This is a genomic window from Pseudomonas sp. RL_5y_Pfl2_73 (assembly GCF_963970515.1).
Classification (GTDB): domain Bacteria; phylum Pseudomonadota; class Gammaproteobacteria; order Pseudomonadales; family Pseudomonadaceae; genus Aquipseudomonas.
Window position 1 is genome coordinate 182,979 of the sequence record NZ_CAXAPD010000002.1, and the last position, 16,485, is coordinate 199,463.

The window sequence follows — 16,485 nt, forward strand, 5'->3', positions numbered from 1 at the left end:
ACGGCCCCCGTCATGACTGACCCGATTCGTCTCTCCAAACGCCTCATCGAACTCGTCGGCTGTTCCCGTCGGGAGGCTGAGCTGTTCATCGAGGGCGGCTGGGTCAGCGTGGATGGCGAAGTAATCGATGAGCCGCAGTTCAAGGTCACCACCCAGAAAGTCGAACTCGACCCCGAGGCCAAGGCCACCGCGCCGGAACCGGTGACTCTCCTGCTGAATGCGCCTGCTGGCATGGATTCAGACACCGCGATGGCCTCCCTTGGACCGCAGACCCTGAGCGAAGAACATCGCTTCGGCAAACGCCCGCTCAAGGGCCATTTCCTGCGCCTGACCGCCAGCGCCGACCTGCAGGCCAACGCCAGCGGGCTGCTGGTGTTCACCCAGGACTGGAAGATCTTGCGCAAGCTCACCGCCGACGCCGCCAAGATCGAGCAGGAATACGTGGTGGAAGTCGAAGGCGAGATGGTCGCCCATGGCCTCAATCGCCTGAACCATGGCTTGACCTACAAGGGCAAGGAGCTGCCGGCGGTCAAGGCCAGCTGGCAGAACGAGAACCGCCTGCGCTTCGCCATGAAAAACCCGCAGCCCGGCGTGATCGCTCTGTTTTGCCAGGCGGTCGGGCTCAAGGTCGTCGCCATTCGCCGCATTCGCATCGGCGGCGTGTCCATCGGCAAGGTGCCGCTGGGCCAGTGGCGCTACCTGTCTGCCAAAGAGAAATTCTAATTTTCCGGCGCCACACCGAACCGGGGCGCCCACTGCCGATTGATCAGGACTGCACACATGATTCACAACGACGTACTGCGCAGCGTGCGCTACATGCTCGACATCAGCGACAAGAAAGTCATCGAGATCATCAAGCTGGGCGGCCTGGACGTCTCCCTGGCGGACCTGGAGGGCTACCTCAAGAAAGACGAGGAAGAAGGCTTCGTGTTCTGCCCTGACGAAGTCATGGCGCACTTTCTCGATGGCCTGGTGATCTTCAAGCGTGGCAAGGACGAAAGCCGCCCGCCACAGCCGATCGAAGTGCCGGTGACCAACAACATCATCCTCAAGAAACTGCGGGTGGCCTTCGAGCTGAAGGAAGACGACATGCACGCCATCCTCAAGGCCGCCGAGTTCCCGGTGTCCAAGCCGGAACTGAGCGCGCTGTTTCGCAAGTTCGGCCACACCAACTACCGTCCGTGCGGCGACCAGTTGCTGCGCAATTTCCTCAAGGGCCTGACGCTGCGTGTGCGCGGCTGACACCCCCCATGGTCACCCAGATCGTCCCCAACCCATGACTTACAGCGTCTCTCCCATCGGCTTCGTCCGCTCCTGCTTCAAGGAGAAGTTCGCCATCCCCCGCCAACCGCAGTTGGCGCCGGCCGCACGTGGTGTGCTGGAGCTGGTGGCGCCGTTCGATCAGGGCGAGGCAGTGCAAGGCCTGGAGCAGGTCAGCCATGTCTGGCTGCTGTTCCTGTTCCACCAGGCCCTGGAAGACAAGCCACGGTTGAAAGTACGCCCTCCGCGCCTGGGCGGCAACAAGTCCATGGGGGTATTCGCCACCCGCGCCACCCACCGCCCCAACGGCATCGGCCAATCGGTGGTGAAGCTGGAGCGGGTCGAAGCCGGGCGCCTGTGGATCTCAGGGATCGACTTGCTGGACGGCACCCCGGTGCTGGACATCAAACCCTACGTGCCCTACGCCGACATCATCGGCTCAGCCTCCAACAGCATCGCCAGCGCAGCGCCTGCGTTGATTCCGGTGCAATGGGCGGACACTGCCCTGCTTCAAGCGCGCGAGCACGCTACGCGCCTGGAAGAGCCCTTGGTGGAACTGATTGAACAGTGCCTGGCTCAAGACCCACGTCCGGCGTACCAGGTTCCTACCGTCGAACGGGAATATGGCGCGCAGTTCTGGGACCTGGACGTTCGTTGGCATTACCCGCAGGCGGGATTGATTCGGGTATTGGAAGTGATTCCGGCAAAACCGTAACCACCAGAAACGAAAAAGCCCGCGCGGCCTTCATCAGGCGGCGCGGGCTTTTTTGTGGGGCATCTGTTGGACCGAGTCGCCTTCTTGGCGAGCAAGCCCGCTCCCACACTGGATCTCTGGTGAACACAAGATTCGCGCTCACTGCGATCTAATGTGTGTGGGCTTGCTCGCGAAAGCGGTCCAACATTCAACGACTATGTCGGCTGACACCCCCACTCCACACTCCACACTTATCGCAACAGCTTACTTCTCTACAAACGCCCGCTCGATCAGGTAATCACCCGGTTCGCGCATACGCGGCGAAACGGTCAGGCCGAAGCTGTTGAGCACTTCGCTGGTCTCGTCGAGCATGCTCGGGCTGCCGCACAACATGGCGCGGTCGTCCTGCGGGTTGATCGGTGGCAAGCCGATGTCGCGAAACAGCTTGCCGCTGCGCATCAGATCGGTCAAGCGGCCTTCGTTCTCGAACGGCTCGCGCGTCACGGTCGGGTAGTAGATCAGCTTGTCACGCAGCGCTTCGCCGAAGAACTCGTTCTGCGGCAAGTGTTCGGTGATGAACTCGCGGTAAGCGACTTCATTGACGTAACGCACGCCGTGGCACAGGATCACTTTTTCGAAACGCTCATAGGTTTCCGGATCCTGGATGACGCTCATGAAGGGCGCCAGGCCAGTACCGGTGCTGAGCAGGTACAAATGTTTGCCAGGCTTGAGATCGTCCAGCACGAGGGTGCCGGTGGGTTTCTTGCTGATGATGATCTCGTCGCCTTCCTTCAGGTGCTGCAACTGGGAGGTCAGCGGACCGTCAGGCACCTTGATGCTGAAGAATTCGAGATGCTCTTCCCAGTTCGGGCTGGCAATCGAGTAAGCGCGCATAAGCGGGCGGCCATTGGGCTGTTGCAGGCCGATCATCACGAACTGACCGTTCTCGAAGCGCAGGCCCGGATCGCGGGTGCACTTGAAGCTGAACAGAGTGTCGTTCCAGTGATGAACACTGAGGACACGCTCGTGGTTCATGTTGCTCATGTACGGGGACTCCTGGGAATAATGCCTGCGCCGATAATCTGCGCAATTGCATCGCATTCTAATGGCGGCGACAATATCTGTTAAATGGATTATTAAGATAAGGGTTATCGGTTATATAGATATGCGATTTACTCTCCGTCAACTTCAGGTCTTCGTCGCCGTCGCCCAGCAAGAAAGCGTGTCTCGCGCTGCGGGCCAACTCAATTTGTCGCAGTCGGCGGCCAGCACCTCCATCACCGAACTGGAGCGGCAATCGAGCTGCCAATTGTTCGACCGTGCCGGCAAGCGCCTGAGCCTCAACGCCTTGGGCAAACAACTGCTGCCCCAGGCAGTGGCGCTGCTGGACCAGGCCAAGGAAATCGAAGACCTGCTCAACGGTAAGTCCGGCTTCGGCTCACTGGCGGTCGGTGCCACCCTGACCATCGGCAATTACCTGGCGACCTTGTTGATCGGCGGTTTCATGCAGCGCCATCCAGAAAGCCAAGTGAAGCTGCACGTGCAGAACACTGCCAATATCGTGCACCAGGTTGCTCACTATGAAATTGATCTGGGTCTAATCGAAGGTGACTGCAGCCATCCGGACATCGAAGTACAGAGCTGGGTCGAGGACGAACTGGTGGTGTTCTGCGCACCTCAACACCCGCTGGCCAAGCGCGGCCAGGCGACCATGGAGGAACTGACCCATGAGGCGTGGATTCTACGGGAGCAGGGTTCCGGCACACGCCTGACCTTCGACCAGGCCATGCGTCACCACCGTAGCGCACTGAATATCCGCCTGGAGCTGGAACACACCGAAGCGATCAAGCGCGCCGTGGAATCCGGCCTGGGCATTGGCTGCATCTCACGCCTGGCACTGCGCGACGCCTTCCGCCGCGGCAGCCTCGTCGCAGTGGAAACCCCGGACATGGACCTGGCGCGGCAGTTTTATTTCATCTGGCATAAACAGAAGTACCAAACCTCGGCCATGCGCGAATTCCTCGAGCTGTGCCGGGCTTTCACCGCCGGGGCCCAGCGCAGCGACGAAATCGTGCTGCCGACCATTGCCTGAGCCGTTACAACAGTACTACGCCCCACACCAACGCGATCATCGTCAGCGCGAGTAACTGGGCTGCGCTGCCCATGTCCTTGGCGTTCTTTGACAATGGGTGCAGCTCCAGGGAGATGCGGTCGATGGCCGCCTCCACTGCCGAGTTGAGCAATTCCACGATCAATGCCAACAGGCACACGGCAATCAGCAGCGCCCGCTCGACACGACTGACGCTCAGGAAGAATGACAACGGAATCAACACGACGTTGAGCAGCACCAACTGACGGAAAGCCGCTTCGCCGACAAAAGCTGCACGCAGCCCGTCCAAGGAGTAGCCGGAGGCGTTGAGGATGCGTTTCAGGCCGGTCTGGCCTTTAAAAGGTGACATAGAGTGGGCAACTGATCTAAAAGGAGTGGAGAAGCTAATTCAAAGCCGGTCAAAAAAGCGTGAAGCGGAACACTAAGCCTGCGGTGAAATTGACTCAAGTTGTTGCAGCAGCAAGGCCGCCTGGGTCCGGGTGCGCACCTTCAGTTTACGAAAGATCGCCGTGACATGAGCCTTGATGGTGGCCTCCGAAACGTTCAGTTCGTAGGCAATCTGCTTGTTCAGCAAGCCTTCGCAGACCATGGTCAGCACCCGGAACTGCTGCGGTGTGAGACTGGCCAGCCCCTCGCTGGCGGCCTTGGCTTCCTCGGACACGCTCACGGCGTCGAACGCCTGGGGCGGCCAGCAGACATCACCGTCCAGGACCGCCTTCACAGCCTTCTGAATCATCTCGAGGGAACTGGACTTGGGTATGAATCCGCTGGCGCCGAACTCCCGGGCCTTGACCATCACCGAGGCTTCTTCCTGAGCCGAGACCATGACCACGGGGATCTGCGGGTATTGGCCTCGCAACAGCACCAACCCTGAAAAACCATAGGCCCCGGGCATGTTCAGGTCCAGCAGCACCAGGTCCCAATCGGCCTTCGCCGTCAACTGGACCTCCAATTCCGCGATACTGGCCACCTCCGTCAACCGGACAGCCGGGCCGAGGCCCAGGGTCACAGCCTGATGCAACGCGCTGCGAAAAAGCGGGTGGTCATCGGCAATCAGGATTTCGTATGTGGCCATTTTTCAAATGATCCTGTTTTTTATGGCAGGCCCGATGCATTCGCGCCTCGCCAAGACAACTCAAGACCCCGCCATGCAGCGGCATCCACAGGGGCACATTCAACCGTTTCAAACATTGCGGCGCCCTGGTCGGCGCCAAGCATGCCCAGCGAAGCCGGGGTGGTCAAGCAGCACGGCCGCCACACTGTCCAGTATGGGCCACTATTGAGCCAATACTGCTTGCCGCGTACGGATAAAGGGTTGCAACTCGGCGTGGGCCGGGGTCGACACGTTCACCTCCTGCTGGCCCTTGGCGCCGAGGTAATGCTGACTGAACACATCGAAATAGGCGTCCAGGGCCGAAGCGGCATCGCTGTCCCCCGCCAGTTCCAGACACAATGCCGCCACTTCGGCGGTGCACAGGTGCTCACTGCGGGTCGAACGGCGCAGGCGGTAGCGCGACAGTCTGTCGGGCAGCAGGCTCAGAATCGGCAGTCGGTCGAAATACGGGCTTTTTCGAAAAATCTTCCGCGCCTCGGTCCAGGTCGCATCCAGCAGAATGAACAGCGGGCGCTTGGAATGATCGAGGTCGACCGTGTGGGTAACCCGCGATGGCTCGACGTATTCGCCCGGAAACACCAGGTACGGTTGCCATTGCGGATCGTTCAACAGCGCCAGCAGTTGCTCATCGACGTCAGTGCGCGACCAGATGAATGCGTGATTGTCGCGCACGACGTCAGCAATCAGCCAACCCGTGTTGCTCGGTTTGAACACTTCCTTGTTGGTCATGATCAGGCAGACCCCGGAGCGGGTCTCGACACTCGGACGCCAGGCGCACAGGCAATGGCTCTCGATCACTCGGCAGGCACTGCAACGGGGTGCGCGCCAGCCACGGGCCTGAATCGGCCTGATCCCTTCATCGATGCGCTGGTCGCGCAGGCGAGCAACGGCGTTAGGGGCGTGATTCATCGTGGGCGACGCCGACAGACAGGAAAACTCGACACGAACAACACTCGGTAGGGCAATAAAGGCCGGCAGTCTACCAGAGCCCACGCGCCTGTACCGTCCATCCGGGCTCCCCTATAATTCCCAGCCACTGAACGCACAGTCATGTGATCGGTCGAACCACCAGTCACTGAACCAGGAGAGTTTCATGCTGCGCCTTATCGTCCCTACCGTTGCCGTTCTGCTGGCGACGTCTTTCAGCGCTCAGGCTGCTTCGCTGAAAGAACTCGAACTGAACAAGATGCTGCAGAACGTCGCCAAGGAAAGTAGCGTCGGTACGCCACGGGCGATCAACGAAGACATTCTCGACCAAGGCTATACCGTCGAAGGCACCGAGCTGATCAACCATCTCAGCGTGCAAAACAGCCACGCCCAGAAAATGCGCGCAGACCCCAAGGCCGTGTATTTCCAGTTGGGCTCCACGGTGTGCAGCAATCCGGGTTTCCGCAAGTTGATGGCCAAGGGTGCAACGATGCGCTATGAGTTCACCGAGGTTAAGACCAACCGCCCAGTCGCGACCGAGCGCTTCCAGGAATCGGATTGCCCGAAACCCGCCAAGACGAAGAAGTAATCAACCTGAGCTTGCGCGCTGCGGCTCATCGTCGGCGCGCAACTCCGCCACCAGCGCCTGCAAGTAACGCGAGCGCCATGCTCGCCCTCCCAGCCGACGACAGCATTCTTCCTCAAGACTCACCCGATTGGCCTGTGCCGACTCCAACAACATCAAGTACAGCTGCCTGTCGAGCTCCAGAGTGACCCTGGTCATTTTCCCGCCTCCATGCCCGATTCGCTTCAATCCATCACGTGGCACCCAACCCTGGGCGTCAAATTGCATTGGCACGCTTGTTATCAGTAAATCAGAGCGGCACACACCCGGCCGGCAATCTGACGAGCGGCGCGTTAGTTCAGGGCATGTATCAGCGGTTGCCAACGGTCACTTTTGAGCGCCATGATCAGGGCAGCAAAGATCGGCATGACGGTCTAGATTCAAACGTATCCATAGGATTTTCATCGGGCAGAAAGAGGCCGCCCGGCCAACACCTTGGCGTGTCATTGTTTTTTATCAAAGGGAAAAGCAGAACCCGCTGGATGGCTTGGTCGCCTGGCTGTAGACCGCGTCAAGCCAGGTCACCCTCCAGGCCGATGCCTGGGCTGACAACGACACACGGTGTCGTGGCCTCGATGAATTTTCATCCGGGCCGGGGTCCTGTTAAGAAGGAGAAGCTGAATGCCTTACAAACCGAATGACCTGCTCAGTCGTCATTTTGAGAACCACGGCCACGACCTCACTCGCAAGGTCGAAGAGCAACTCAACCTAGTGTCCCCCAACAGCCCCAACCTCCCCATTTACCGAGACATGATCCTGACCGTGCTGCGCATGGCCCAGGAAGATCACAACCGCTGGAATGCCAAGATCACGCTACAAGCCCTGAGGGAACTGGAACACGCCTTCCGTACACTCGAGCAGTTCAAGGGTCGACGCAAGATCACGGTCTTCGGCTCAGCCCGAACGCCCATCGAACATCCACTGTATGGCCTGGCCCGAGAACTGGGGGCGGCGCTGGCCCATTCGGACATGATGGTCATTACCGGCGCCGGCGGAGGCATCATGGCCGCCGCGCATGAAGGCGCAGGGCGCGACCACAGCCTGGGATTCAATATCACCCTGCCTTTCGAGCAACACGCAAACCCGACCGTTGAAGGCACGCCGAACCTGCTGCCGTTCCACTTCTTCTTCACCCGTAAACTGTTTTTCGTCAAAGAGGCCGACGCACTGGTGCTCTGCCCCGGCGGTTTCGGCACGCTTGATGAAGCGCTGGAAGTCCTGACGCTGGTACAGACAGGCAAGAGCCCGCTGGTGCCGGTGGTCCTGCTGGATGTCCCGGGAGGCAAGTTCTGGCAAGGTGCCCTGGACTTCATTCGTGAGCAATTGGAGGAAAACCGCTACATCCTGCCCACCGACATGAAGCTGATGCGCCTGGTGTACAACGCCGAAGAGGCCGTGGAAGAGATCAACCAGTTCTACCGCAACTTCCACTCCAGTCGCTGGCTCAAGCATCAGTTCGTGATTCGCATGAACCACAAGCTAAACGAACAGGCGTTGCAGCAGATGCAGGGAGAATTCGCCGATTTGTGCCTGAGCGACTGCTTTCATCAACATGACTACAGCGGTGAAGAGCACGATGAAGCCCAGTTCAGTCATCTGGCGCGACTGGCGTTTGCCTTCAACGCCCGGGATCACGGGCGCTTGAGGGAACTGGTGGATTACATCAATCTGCCGGAAAACTGGGCCCAACCCACCCCAAAACCCCATCCCCTCACATGGACGCCGATCAAGGTAACCTGAGCCCATAAAAAAACGGCCTGCTATCGAAATAGCAGGCCGTTTTTGTTTAATCATCCATACCGCGACCGCTGAACAAGCGGTTGATCATTTCCATGGAGTAGCCTCGATACGCCAGGAAACGCCCTTGTTTGGCTCGTTCCCGTGCATCGATGGGTAAATGTCCTGAGAACTTTCGGCGCCAGGTGGCCGTCAGTTGCTCCTGCCAATCGATACCACTTTCGCGCAAGGCAAGTTCGATATCCGGGCGTTGCAAACCACGCTGGCCCAGTTCCTCACGAATTCGCAAAGGACCATAACCGGAACGGGCGCGATAGGAGACAAAGCTTTCCAGGTAACGGGACTCCGACAGCAAGCCCTCTTCGGTCAAACGGTCGAGGGCAGTGTCGATCAACTCATCGGGAGCGCCGCGCTGACGCAGCTTACGCGTCAGCTCGACTCGACCGTGCTCGCGCCTGGCGAGCAGGTCCATCGCGGTTCGCCGCACCGCGACGAGGGTATCGAGTACGCCGGTCATCGAATCGATCAGATGTCAGCGTCAGCCAGGTCGTCAGCGGTCTCGCGATTAGCCACGGACTTGACGTCTGCCACCGGGCTCAACAGTTTGTCACGCAGTTGCTTCTCAAGGGTGGCGGCGATTTCCGGGTTGTCCGCCAGGAACTTGGCCGAGTTGGCCTTGCCCTGACCAATCTTGGTGCCGTTGTAGGCATACCAGGCACCCGACTTCTCGACGAAGCCGTGCAATACACCCAGGTCGATCATCTCGCCATTGAGGTAGATGCCCTTGCCGTAAAGAATCTGGAACTCGGCCTGACGGAACGGTGAAGCCACCTTGTTCTTCACGACCTTGACGCGGGTTTCGCTGCCGACAACCTCATCACCTTCTTTCACCGCGCCGGTGCGGCGGATATCGAGGCGAACCGAGGCGTAGAACTTCAGTGCGTTACCACCCGTGGTGGTTTCCGGGCTGCCGAACATCACGCCGATCTTCATACGGATCTGGTTGATGAAGATCACCAGACAGTTGGCATTCTTGATGTTACCGGTGATCTTGCGCAGGGCCTGGGACATCAGGCGAGCCTGGAGACCCACGTGCATGTCGCCCATTTCACCTTCGATTTCAGCCTTTGGCACCAGTGCGGCCACGGAGTCGACGATGATCACGTCAACCGCGTTGGAACGCACCAGCATGTCGGTGATTTCCAGGGCCTGTTCGCCGGTGTCCGGCTGGGAAACCAGCAGGTCGTCGACGTTGACACCCAGCTTGCCGGCGTATTCCGGGTCCAGGGCGTGTTCGGCGTCGACGAAAGCACAGGTCGCACCGGCTTTTTGGGCCTGGGCGATCACGGATAGGGTCAGCGTGGTTTTACCGGAAGATTCAGGACCGTAGATTTCAACGATTCGGCCTTTTGGCAGGCCGCCAATACCAAGCGCAATGTCCAGGCCCAGGGAGCCGGTGGAGATGGAAGGAATAGCCTGACGGTCCTGATCGCCCATACGCATTACGGCACCCTTGCCGAATTGACGTTCGATCTGACCCAAGGCCGCAGCCAAGGCTTTCTTCTTGTTGTCGTCCATTAAAGTCCTCACGTAATCAATAAGGCCTGACGGCCAACACCTGTATAAGTAGCCAGTATTATTCCACAGCGTTTGAGGATCGCCTACCCCTGATTTGAGATTTCTACAGCGGCATGTTGCAACAGCCCCTCTAGCGCGGCCTTCACCGTTTGTCGGCGGACCTCGTCGCGGTTGCCTGCAAAGAATCGCTGCTCGCTGATCACCACCTCGCCAACACCCCAGGCCAGCCACACGGTGCCCACCGGTTTATTCGACGAACCACCGTCCGGCCCCGCTACACCGCTGACCGCCACAGCAAAACGCGCCAGGCTTTTATGCTGGGCACCTCGCACCATGGCCTCGACCACCTCGCGACTGACCGCCCCCACCTTCTCGAACAACTCGGTCGGCACATCCAGCTGCTGGCTCTTCTGGCGATTGGAATAGGTGACGAAACCGGCCTCGAACCAGGCCGAACTCCCGGGAATCCGGGTAATTGCCTCGGCAATCCCGCCTCCCGTGCAGGACTCGGCCGTGGTGACATGGGCATTGAGCAACTGCAGGCGCCTGCCCAGCTCAGCGGCCAGTTCGGTAATGTCGTCCATGGTGCTCTCCTGATTCCACACAAGTGAGGCCTACCGTACACGAGCAATGGAAGCTTGCAAGGCTCGCCGGATTATCGACCCAGCGCTCTGATATAGGCCTGACAGGCCTGCAAGGCAATCAGTCCGCGATCACCGGCATCGGTGATGGCGACAATTCGTTGAGCATGCGCCGGGTCAAGTCGGGCTCTCGCGCTTCCATGATCCACGCCGCCGGCGCGGGTGGCGGCAGGCACTGCACAACCGGCGGCAACATCGTCGGCGTCGAGGAGGACTGACAGCCGGACATCGGCAGTAGCAAGGCGATCGCGCAGGCGATCCTGGTCACGTTGGGCATCGCTCAAGGCTCGGTAATGGGTTTGTTCGCTGGCGGCGAGCTGCTGCTCCAGAGCCAGGCGTTTGTCTTGCTCGGCCTTTTGCTGCGTCGCGGCCGTTTGGGTCATTTGATTAAGCGTCTCGGCCTGGGACTGTGCGAGTCGGGCCAACTGCTGTCCGTAACGCCAGTCCTGGAACCGCCATGCGAGCATCGCCGAGCCGCCGGCCAGCAGCGCGAGCAACACAACAACGCCCAGGGCGCGAGACGAAAAAGGCATCAGGCCGAAGGTTGGCATAACACCGCCCTCGCCCGAGCCCACAATTGCAGGCGGTCCTGCAGGCCGCTCAAACCGCCATTAATGCGCCGGGTGATGGTGTTGAACTGATCGCGATCGGCCAGCTCGTTCAAGCCGTTCCGCTCCCAGAACCACGCAGCGGACTCGGCGGCCCATTGCGGTTGCTCAAGAAGCTCAGGCAAGGCCAGCAGGCGTTCGTCGCCGAACAGCCCCTGACTGCAACGACGGTAATTGTCACGACCGGTAATCTGGATCAGCCCTCGGCCGCGATACTTCTGGCCGTCACCGTCGGCCTGGGGCGAGTTGCCCAAGCGAACGGCCAGGGTTCCGGTATCGTATTTTTTTAGGTATTGCTCGCTGCCTAGCTCGCGCACATAACGCAGTTGTCCCGACTCATGACCGACCTGGGCCAGGAATGCGGCGATGCGCTTGGGCGTGTCGATAAGGTGCCGAGACATTGCGCTGTTGAGAGGAAAAATGAAAACGCCCGTTTGGGCGCGGGCGTTGGGCATGATGTTGATGAGTTGCTGTGGGGTAACGTCCATGATCAGATCATCGAAAACACGTTATTGAAATGCCCAGCTCGCGATAGCGGCGTGTCAGGCAATGGAGGTGTCGAATGTCATATCGCAATCGCAAGCCCGCTCCCACAGGGGCTTGGGGTCAGGCCTTGGCATCCAGGCGGGTGGCATGAATCAAGCTGCGATAGCTTTTTTCCCGGTCGCCACTGGCGGTGACCTTGTCGATCGACCAGCGACCGCGCATGAAATCCGGCCAGGTGAGATCCAGCAGTACGATGCCCTCGGCCGAAAGTCCCGGGTTACCAGGGCACTCGATGTCCACCTTGAGTGCTTCGCGCTCCATCCGTCGCACCTCCCCTTCACCGGCGGCGCGGGCATCGTCGGCGCTCTGGAAGCGCTGGCGCAGGGTCTTGAACGGCGCGACGCCGCTCTCCTCGACCTGCAGCTTGCCGGCCGCCGCATCCCACCAATAGGTCTTGCAGCCCTGGTACTTGGCCCGGGCGTTTTCATCAAACTTGGCCGAAATGAAGGCGTGGTCGCCCGGGCGATTGTTGGTCGTCACCGACAGCTTCATCTCAGGCAGGACCTTGCCCGACAACGACTTCGCCTGGCCGCGCCGGGCCAGCACATACAGCTCGTTGACCGGCTTGGCGACGGCGTCATAACGATGGGCCAGACGCGTGAGGAAGCCCATGTCGGTTTCGTTGGTCTGGTCGATGTGCTCGATTTTGATCAGCGACAGGTCCGGCGCCACCCGGGGCGAAAACCCGTGCCGGGAAGTCAGCTGACGAAACAGCGCCCCAAGGGTCGTCGGACCATGGCTGACGGATCGGCGTTGCTTGAACCCGGTCTGGTCCGCCGCGCTGAACGGCGCCGCCATGGCCACCAGAACGAGTTGCAAGGGAAACAGGAACGGCGTGCGCCCGGTGATGACAAACTCGCCTTTGTCCACCAAACCCGACTCCAGGTAACCGACCCGCAGACCAATCTTGCCGCCCAGGCTGGGCAATCCTTCCAGACCGTCCAGGCTAATGGTGAGTTTCAGTTGATCGGACTCGATACCCGCTGCGTCGACATGCTCCCACTTGAGCAGACGTTCGTTGAGCAGCGCGGCGTTCGCCCCATAAATTTCCACCGCAGGCGTGAAACCCAATGACATGTCGCCTCCTTAATCCCAGGCCGAAACCGGTGTGGGTGCAACAGGTTTGAGTTCCACTTCCGGCAGGACCACCCAGACCCCGGCCGGCAATACCGGGTCCCATTCGGCCAGCAGCGGATTGAGCCGCCAGAGCGCTTCCTCGGCGGCATCGTCACAACGCTCAAGCTCGCGGTACAGCAACAGATTCACCGAATCACCGGCGATACTTCGAACCCTACGCATTGGCGAACTCCGTCAATTCAACCACCCAGCCGACCACCATCGCCGTGCCGTCATCAATGATCTCGGTCTGGGTTTCCGTCACCTTGGTGATCTGCCATAGGCCCCAGTTGCGACCGATGCCATCAACCAACGGCACCGGGACGCGCTGCGCCTGCAAGACGCGCAACTCATCGAGTCGATCCATGGCGGTCGCGTACATCGACTTACCGGTGATCATTAGCCCTTGCAGGCCTTGGCCGATCTGGCTGGACTTGGGTTTGCTGGTGAGGATGTCGATGCTTTTCCAGCCACCGTCCGAGGTGCGTACCAGGCTGTGGTACGCAAAATTTCTCGACAGACCGAAAATGAAACTGCCGAGTGCCATTTGCTGACGCATCACGTACCTCCGTCGGTCAGGGCCGCGTCGCTGCGCATGGCCAGTGAATTGGGCGTGGATGTCAGGCCGAATTGGCCGGTGATCTGCTGCACGACCAGGTTGGCCAACTGACTCGCGCTGGCCTGGTCCTGGCCGTTGATGTAGATGTTTGCGGTCATGGTGTTCTGTTGCGTGGTTGTCTGGGTGCTGGCCAGGTCTTTGCTGACCTGGTCTGGAGCGGCGAGTCTGTCGGCGGGGGCGACGAGCTTTTCACCCAGAGACGCGCCCGCATCGCCCCCCAACCAGCCGCCCAGCAGTCCGCCAATCAGACCACCAATGGCAGTGCCAATCACCGGAACGACACTGCCCAAAGCGGCACCGGCCGCAGACCCCGCAGCAGCGCCTGCCCAACCGCCACTTGCAGCTCCCATGCCTGCGCCCATCATTCGTTTGTCGCCGGTCAGTACACCCTTGGCCACATCAGCGACGGCGCCGACGACTTTTAATGGGCCGGGCGCCCTGCGAGTCATCGAGCGTAATGAGGCCGTTGGCCCGAGTGAAAAACGCCCTGCGCCTCCTCGTGAGCCTCGTGTACTGACGCGTATTTTCGGCCGTCTCGTGGGTTCGGGACGCTGGTTGGCATTGCTTGTATCCAGCTTGCCCCCACGAGGATTTCTGAAAACTTTGGAGATCTCATCCACTACCGCCTTGAGCAAAGCGCCCACCAGCGGTTTGATCGCCGCGCCAATCAACACGATGGCCGCGGCGGCTTTGGGTGAGGACTCAACCAACTCACTCATGCCATCGGCCAGCGAACCCAGCCACTGGAACGAGGTATCCGCCAAAGGCGTCAGGGCGTTGCCAGTGGCCACCGACAAACGCTCGCTGCGGGCGTTGAGGACGTTCAGGTGGCCCTGCCGGGTGTTCGAGAGCGCCAACGCGTCCTGCCGTACCGAACCGTTGTTGCCCAATTGCGATGTAGCGTATTGGCCAGGGTCTTTCACCTGCCAGAACGCCGCGTTCACGTCGTCCAGTTTCTGCGACATGCGCAGCACTGCTTCATCGCCAGAGCCAAACAGTGAAGAGGCAAGGGTCGAGCGTTTTTCGGCTGGCTGCGCGTTCAAGGCTGCCAGCACCGACATCACCGTGCCAGACGCCGTGTCCTTGTCACGTAAGCCGCTCGCCACCGCCTTGGGCTCCAGCCCCAACTGTTTCCAGGCTGTTTGCTCGGTAGCCGGGGCCTGGTCACCCTTGCTCAGGGCCGTCGTGAAGCTATCAAGCGCTACGCCGGCTTCAGATTGTTGCGTACCGGTATTGAGCAATGCCGCTGTCAACGCGGCGGCCTGTGCTGGCTGCAAGCCTGCTGAGGTCGCGGCCGCACCGTCACGCTGCAACACGGTGCCGATCTCAGTCGCTTTCGCACCACCGGGAATCTTGCTCAGGTGGTTGGTGGCATCCGCCAGGTCGAAGGCCTTCTCGGCGCTGAGCTTCATGGAAGTGCGCCAGGCGAGCAGCATTTCGGCGGTTTCCATGGCCGGCATTTTGAACGTCGATGCTGTAACACCCGCATCACTGGCGAAGCGCAACAGTGCCAATTGCCGGTCCGAGGCATTGGGCAGGTCGCTGCCGATGCCTGCCCTGGCCGCCAGGCTTTCCATTCTCACAACATCAACCGCCGTGGTGCCGCCGGCCGCCACCAATGGCGCGCTGGCGATACGCTGGGTTGGCTCCGCCATCTCGGCAATCTGGCGTGGCGTGAATTGGCCGGCCTGCTTCAGATCGGCCATGGCCGAATCCATTGCTATCGCGGGCTTGAGCAGCGCCGGTGGTTCGATAACGCCACCCGACTTACCCTTTGGCTCAGTGGCCGACTCGCCCTTGGCGCCCGCGTCCATCGTTTGGGAAAACAATCGTTGCGCCGAAAGCTTCACGGTCAGCGACTCGATCGCCGTGGTCAGCAGCCCGATCTTGAGCCCGAGTTTTTCCAGCGCCGGATCGAGGCTCGACAGTTGATCCCTGGCGAACGCGCCTTGTGCTGATCCACCACTGGTGAGGCTGGTATTACCGAACGCCAAGCCACTCTCATCGAAGGCTGCGTATTTGAGCCAATATCTATCGTCCGCCATCCCGCTCTACTCCTGTTTCACGCCAAGGCGAGTGATCGCGATGTCGTAGCGGCGCAAGGCCTTGCCGGCGTCCCACTCCAGGATTTCCGCCTCACTTACCGAGTAAATGAGCGGCACCACATCGAGGATCACTTCGATGTCGCGCTCCGAAAGAAGTCCGCCGGTTTGTTTAAAAAATCGTCGATGCGCACCTGAAGTTGTGTCCAGTCGGGCACGCTCAGCAGGTCCAGATCGGGAATCATCAGGCCGGTGCAATGGGCGGTGATGAACTCGGCGCGCTCCTTAGCCGTCTTCAGTTTTTTCATCGCTTTGGTGGCACGCAGCACCGGCATTTCCAGGGTCAGCGACGTCAGGCTGCGGCCCGCGACGTCGAGCGGTTGCAGCAGTTGCACCTGGTCGGGGTCGGCCTGTGGGTCATCCAGAAAGTACGACGCCGGGCGCGTGGACATTTCGTGCACGTACTGGGCAATGCTCACGTAGTCCGGGCGCTTGAGCTGGTCGAGTTCCTTGACCGACAGGCCGGTGGCCAGCTTGGCCAGCTCGAAGAACTGATCGTCTTCGTCATCGCCCGCACGGGCCAGGGCGTCTTTTTGCGCGGCGTAGTACAGCGGTTTGAGGGTGAGCTGCTCGATCTGCGAGCCGTCGTCACCGGTGATTGGCGACAACAGCTCATGGGTAGGAGGCATCCAGGACATGAAATCGGTTCCTTGGTGGTTACTGGGAAGGTGTTGCGCAATACCGGAAAATCAAGCCGCGCCACCTGTGGGAGCGAGCCTGCTCGCGATGACGGCGGTACATTCAGCACCAAGGTGCCTGACACACCGCTATCGCGAGCAGGCTCGCTCCCACAGGGGCTGTGCTTAAC

General features: G+C 60.2%; 22 protein-coding genes. 6 read left to right on the forward strand and 16 right to left on the reverse strand.

Annotated features, from left to right (window positions below):
• Positions 1–12 precede the first annotated feature (12 nt).
• Genes AACY42_RS02615 through tsaA form a run of 3 tightly spaced genes read left to right on the forward strand, consistent with a single transcriptional unit; the run spans position 13 to position 1,975 of the window.
• Entirely contained in the window at positions 13–723 is a 711-nt protein-coding gene (locus AACY42_RS02615) for an rRNA pseudouridine synthase (protein WP_339476143.1), read from the forward strand.
• Between the two features lie 57 nt (positions 724–780).
• On the forward strand, positions 781–1,242 hold the full coding sequence (locus tag AACY42_RS02620) for a YehS family protein (RefSeq protein WP_339476145.1): 462 nt from the start codon (positions 781–783) through the stop codon (positions 1,240–1,242).
• A 34-nt stretch (positions 1,243–1,276) separates the two neighbouring features.
• The gene (tsaA, locus tag AACY42_RS02625; RefSeq protein ID WP_339476147.1) at positions 1,277–1,975 is read left to right on the forward strand and encodes a tRNA (N6-threonylcarbamoyladenosine(37)-N6)-methyltransferase TrmO; all 699 of its coding nucleotides are present in this window, start codon (positions 1,277–1,279) and stop codon (positions 1,973–1,975) included.
• 243 nt (positions 1,976–2,218) lie between these two features.
• Here the strand turns inward: tsaA and fpr are convergent, their stop codons facing one another.
• Positions 2,219–2,998, reverse strand: a complete 780-nt coding sequence (gene fpr, locus AACY42_RS02630; RefSeq protein ID WP_003184787.1) for a ferredoxin-NADP reductase — start codon at positions 2,996–2,998, stop codon at positions 2,219–2,221.
• A gap of 121 nt (positions 2,999–3,119) precedes the next feature.
• On the opposite strand from fpr, the gene AACY42_RS02635 reads away from it, so the two are divergent.
• Entirely contained in the window at positions 3,120–4,046 is a 927-nt protein-coding gene (locus AACY42_RS02635; RefSeq protein WP_063322709.1) for a LysR family transcriptional regulator, read from the forward strand.
• Between the two features lie 4 nt (positions 4,047–4,050).
• On the opposite strand, the gene AACY42_RS02640 is transcribed toward AACY42_RS02635, so the two are convergent.
• The 3 genes from AACY42_RS02640 to AACY42_RS02650 all read right to left on the reverse strand — a co-directional run bounded on the left by AACY42_RS02640 (position 4,051) and on the right by AACY42_RS02650 (position 6,087).
• Positions 4,051–4,413, reverse strand: a complete 363-nt coding sequence (locus AACY42_RS02640; RefSeq protein WP_339476154.1) for a diacylglycerol kinase — start codon at positions 4,411–4,413, stop codon at positions 4,051–4,053.
• Between the two features lie 72 nt (positions 4,414–4,485).
• A complete protein-coding gene (gene erdR, locus AACY42_RS02645) occupies positions 4,486–5,139 on the reverse strand; it encodes a response regulator transcription factor ErdR (protein ID WP_339476157.1) in 654 nt (217 codons plus the stop codon).
• Between the two features lie 201 nt (positions 5,140–5,340).
• The gene (locus AACY42_RS02650) at positions 5,341–6,087 is read right to left on the reverse strand and encodes a tRNA-uridine aminocarboxypropyltransferase (RefSeq protein WP_339476159.1); all 747 of its coding nucleotides are present in this window, start codon (positions 6,085–6,087) and stop codon (positions 5,341–5,343) included.
• Between the two features lie 184 nt (positions 6,088–6,271).
• On the opposite strand from AACY42_RS02650, the gene AACY42_RS02655 reads away from it, so the two are divergent.
• Entirely contained in the window at positions 6,272–6,694 is a 423-nt protein-coding gene (locus tag AACY42_RS02655) for a quorum-sensing-regulated virulence factor family protein (protein ID WP_339476160.1), read from the forward strand.
• Here the strand turns inward: AACY42_RS02655 and AACY42_RS02660 are convergent, their stop codons facing one another.
• Positions 6,695–6,889 carry a hypothetical protein gene (locus AACY42_RS02660; RefSeq protein ID WP_339476162.1) on the reverse strand — a complete coding sequence of 65 codons (195 nt, stop codon included), beginning with the start codon at positions 6,887–6,889 and terminating at the stop codon, positions 6,695–6,697. It abuts the gene before it with no gap.
• 462 nt (positions 6,890–7,351) lie between these two features.
• Here AACY42_RS02660 and AACY42_RS02665 point away from each other — a divergent pair, with 462 nt between their 5' ends.
• The gene (locus AACY42_RS02665; RefSeq protein ID WP_339476164.1) at positions 7,352–8,470 is read left to right on the forward strand and encodes an LOG family protein; all 1,119 of its coding nucleotides are present in this window, start codon (positions 7,352–7,354) and stop codon (positions 8,468–8,470) included.
• Between the two features lie 46 nt (positions 8,471–8,516).
• Here AACY42_RS02665 and recX read toward each other — a convergent pair whose 3' ends face one another.
• The 11 genes from recX to AACY42_RS02720 form a co-directional block, all read right to left on the reverse strand.
• Positions 8,517–8,984, reverse strand: coding sequence for a recombination regulator RecX (recX, locus tag AACY42_RS02670; RefSeq protein ID WP_339476166.1), 468 nt, complete (start codon positions 8,982–8,984; stop codon positions 8,517–8,519).
• Between the two features lie 8 nt (positions 8,985–8,992).
• Positions 8,993–10,045, reverse strand: a complete 1,053-nt coding sequence (gene recA / locus AACY42_RS02675; RefSeq protein ID WP_047230023.1) for a recombinase RecA — start codon at positions 10,043–10,045, stop codon at positions 8,993–8,995.
• An 83-nt stretch (positions 10,046–10,128) separates the two neighbouring features.
• Positions 10,129–10,629, reverse strand: coding sequence for a CinA family protein (locus AACY42_RS02680; RefSeq protein ID WP_339476172.1), 501 nt, complete (start codon positions 10,627–10,629; stop codon positions 10,129–10,131).
• A 71-nt stretch (positions 10,630–10,700) separates the two neighbouring features.
• Positions 10,701–11,237, reverse strand: a complete 537-nt coding sequence (locus AACY42_RS02685) for a lysis system i-spanin subunit Rz (protein WP_339476174.1) — start codon at positions 11,235–11,237, stop codon at positions 10,701–10,703.
• Complete coding sequence (locus AACY42_RS02690; protein WP_339476176.1) at positions 11,219–11,782, reverse strand: glycoside hydrolase family 19 protein; 564 nt, start codon at positions 11,780–11,782, stop codon at positions 11,219–11,221. The genes AACY42_RS02685 and AACY42_RS02690 overlap by 19 nt, the downstream gene beginning before the upstream one ends.
• Before the next feature lie 118 nt (positions 11,783–11,900).
• Entirely contained in the window at positions 11,901–12,917 is a 1,017-nt protein-coding gene (locus AACY42_RS02695) for a phage late control D family protein (RefSeq protein WP_339476177.1), read from the reverse strand.
• Positions 12,918–12,926: 9 nt separating this feature from the next.
• Complete coding sequence (locus tag AACY42_RS02700; RefSeq protein WP_339476179.1) at positions 12,927–13,139, reverse strand: tail protein X; 213 nt, start codon at positions 13,137–13,139, stop codon at positions 12,927–12,929.
• Entirely contained in the window at positions 13,132–13,515 is a 384-nt protein-coding gene (locus tag AACY42_RS02705) for a phage tail protein (RefSeq protein ID WP_339476181.1), read from the reverse strand. The genes AACY42_RS02700 and AACY42_RS02705 overlap by 8 nt, the downstream gene beginning before the upstream one ends.
• A complete protein-coding gene (locus tag AACY42_RS02710; protein WP_339476183.1) occupies positions 13,515–15,620 on the reverse strand; it encodes a phage tail tape measure protein in 2,106 nt (701 codons plus the stop codon). The genes AACY42_RS02705 and AACY42_RS02710 overlap by 1 nt, the downstream gene beginning before the upstream one ends.
• 6 nt (positions 15,621–15,626) lie before the next feature.
• Entirely contained in the window at positions 15,627–15,752 is a 126-nt protein-coding gene (locus AACY42_RS02715) for a hypothetical protein (protein ID WP_003184823.1), read from the reverse strand.
• Positions 15,749–16,315: a phage tail assembly protein gene (locus AACY42_RS02720; RefSeq protein ID WP_339476185.1), complete on the reverse strand. Its 567-nt coding sequence runs from the start codon at positions 16,313–16,315 to the stop codon at positions 15,749–15,751. The genes AACY42_RS02715 and AACY42_RS02720 overlap by 4 nt, the downstream gene beginning before the upstream one ends.
• Between the last annotated feature and the right edge of the window lie 170 nt (positions 16,316–16,485).

Excerpts from the sequence above, each read along its gene's own strand:
- tsaA (WP_339476147.1), top strand. The coding sequence starts at position 1,277 with ATGACTTACAGCGTCTCTCCCATCGGCTTCGTCCGCTCCTGCTTCAAG.
- recA (WP_047230023.1), bottom strand. The coding sequence starts at position 10,045 with ATGGACGACAACAAGAAGAAAGCCTTGGCTGCGGCCTTGGGTCAGATC.
- AACY42_RS02680 (WP_339476172.1), bottom strand. The coding sequence starts at position 10,629 with ATGGACGACATTACCGAACTGGCCGCTGAGCTGGGCAGGCGCCTGCAG.
- AACY42_RS02665 (WP_339476164.1), top strand. The coding sequence starts at position 7,352 with ATGCCTTACAAACCGAATGACCTGCTCAGTCGTCATTTTGAGAACCAC.
- AACY42_RS02700 (WP_339476179.1), bottom strand. The coding sequence starts at position 13,139 with ATGCGTAGGGTTCGAAGTATCGCCGGTGATTCGGTGAATCTGTTGCTG.
- AACY42_RS02620 (WP_339476145.1), top strand. The coding sequence starts at position 781 with ATGATTCACAACGACGTACTGCGCAGCGTGCGCTACATGCTCGACATC.
- AACY42_RS02695 (WP_339476177.1), bottom strand. The coding sequence starts at position 12,917 with ATGTCATTGGGTTTCACGCCTGCGGTGGAAATTTATGGGGCGAACGCC.
- AACY42_RS02615 (WP_339476143.1), top strand. The coding sequence starts at position 13 with ATGACTGACCCGATTCGTCTCTCCAAACGCCTCATCGAACTCGTCGGC.
- AACY42_RS02655 (WP_339476160.1), top strand. The coding sequence starts at position 6,272 with ATGCTGCGCCTTATCGTCCCTACCGTTGCCGTTCTGCTGGCGACGTCT.
- AACY42_RS02640 (WP_339476154.1), bottom strand. The coding sequence starts at position 4,413 with ATGTCACCTTTTAAAGGCCAGACCGGCCTGAAACGCATCCTCAACGCC.
- AACY42_RS02650 (WP_339476159.1), bottom strand. The coding sequence starts at position 6,087 with ATGAATCACGCCCCTAACGCCGTTGCTCGCCTGCGCGACCAGCGCATC.
- AACY42_RS02720 (WP_339476185.1), bottom strand. The coding sequence starts at position 16,315 with ATGTCCTGGATGCCTCCTACCCATGAGCTGTTGTCGCCAATCACCGGT.
- AACY42_RS02710 (WP_339476183.1), bottom strand. The coding sequence starts at position 15,620 with ATGGCGGACGATAGATATTGGCTCAAATACGCAGCCTTCGATGAGAGT.
- recX (WP_339476166.1), bottom strand. The coding sequence starts at position 8,984 with ATGACCGGCGTACTCGATACCCTCGTCGCGGTGCGGCGAACCGCGATG.
- AACY42_RS02690 (WP_339476176.1), bottom strand. The coding sequence starts at position 11,782 with ATGGACGTTACCCCACAGCAACTCATCAACATCATGCCCAACGCCCGC.
- fpr (WP_003184787.1), bottom strand. The coding sequence starts at position 2,998 with ATGAGCAACATGAACCACGAGCGTGTCCTCAGTGTTCATCACTGGAAC.
- AACY42_RS02635 (WP_063322709.1), top strand. The coding sequence starts at position 3,120 with ATGCGATTTACTCTCCGTCAACTTCAGGTCTTCGTCGCCGTCGCCCAG.
- erdR (WP_339476157.1), bottom strand. The coding sequence starts at position 5,139 with ATGGCCACATACGAAATCCTGATTGCCGATGACCACCCGCTTTTTCGC.
- AACY42_RS02705 (WP_339476181.1), bottom strand. The coding sequence starts at position 13,515 with ATGCGTCAGCAAATGGCACTCGGCAGTTTCATTTTCGGTCTGTCGAGA.
- AACY42_RS02685 (WP_339476174.1), bottom strand. The coding sequence starts at position 11,237 with ATGCCAACCTTCGGCCTGATGCCTTTTTCGTCTCGCGCCCTGGGCGTT.
- AACY42_RS02660 (WP_339476162.1), bottom strand. The coding sequence starts at position 6,889 with ATGACCAGGGTCACTCTGGAGCTCGACAGGCAGCTGTACTTGATGTTG.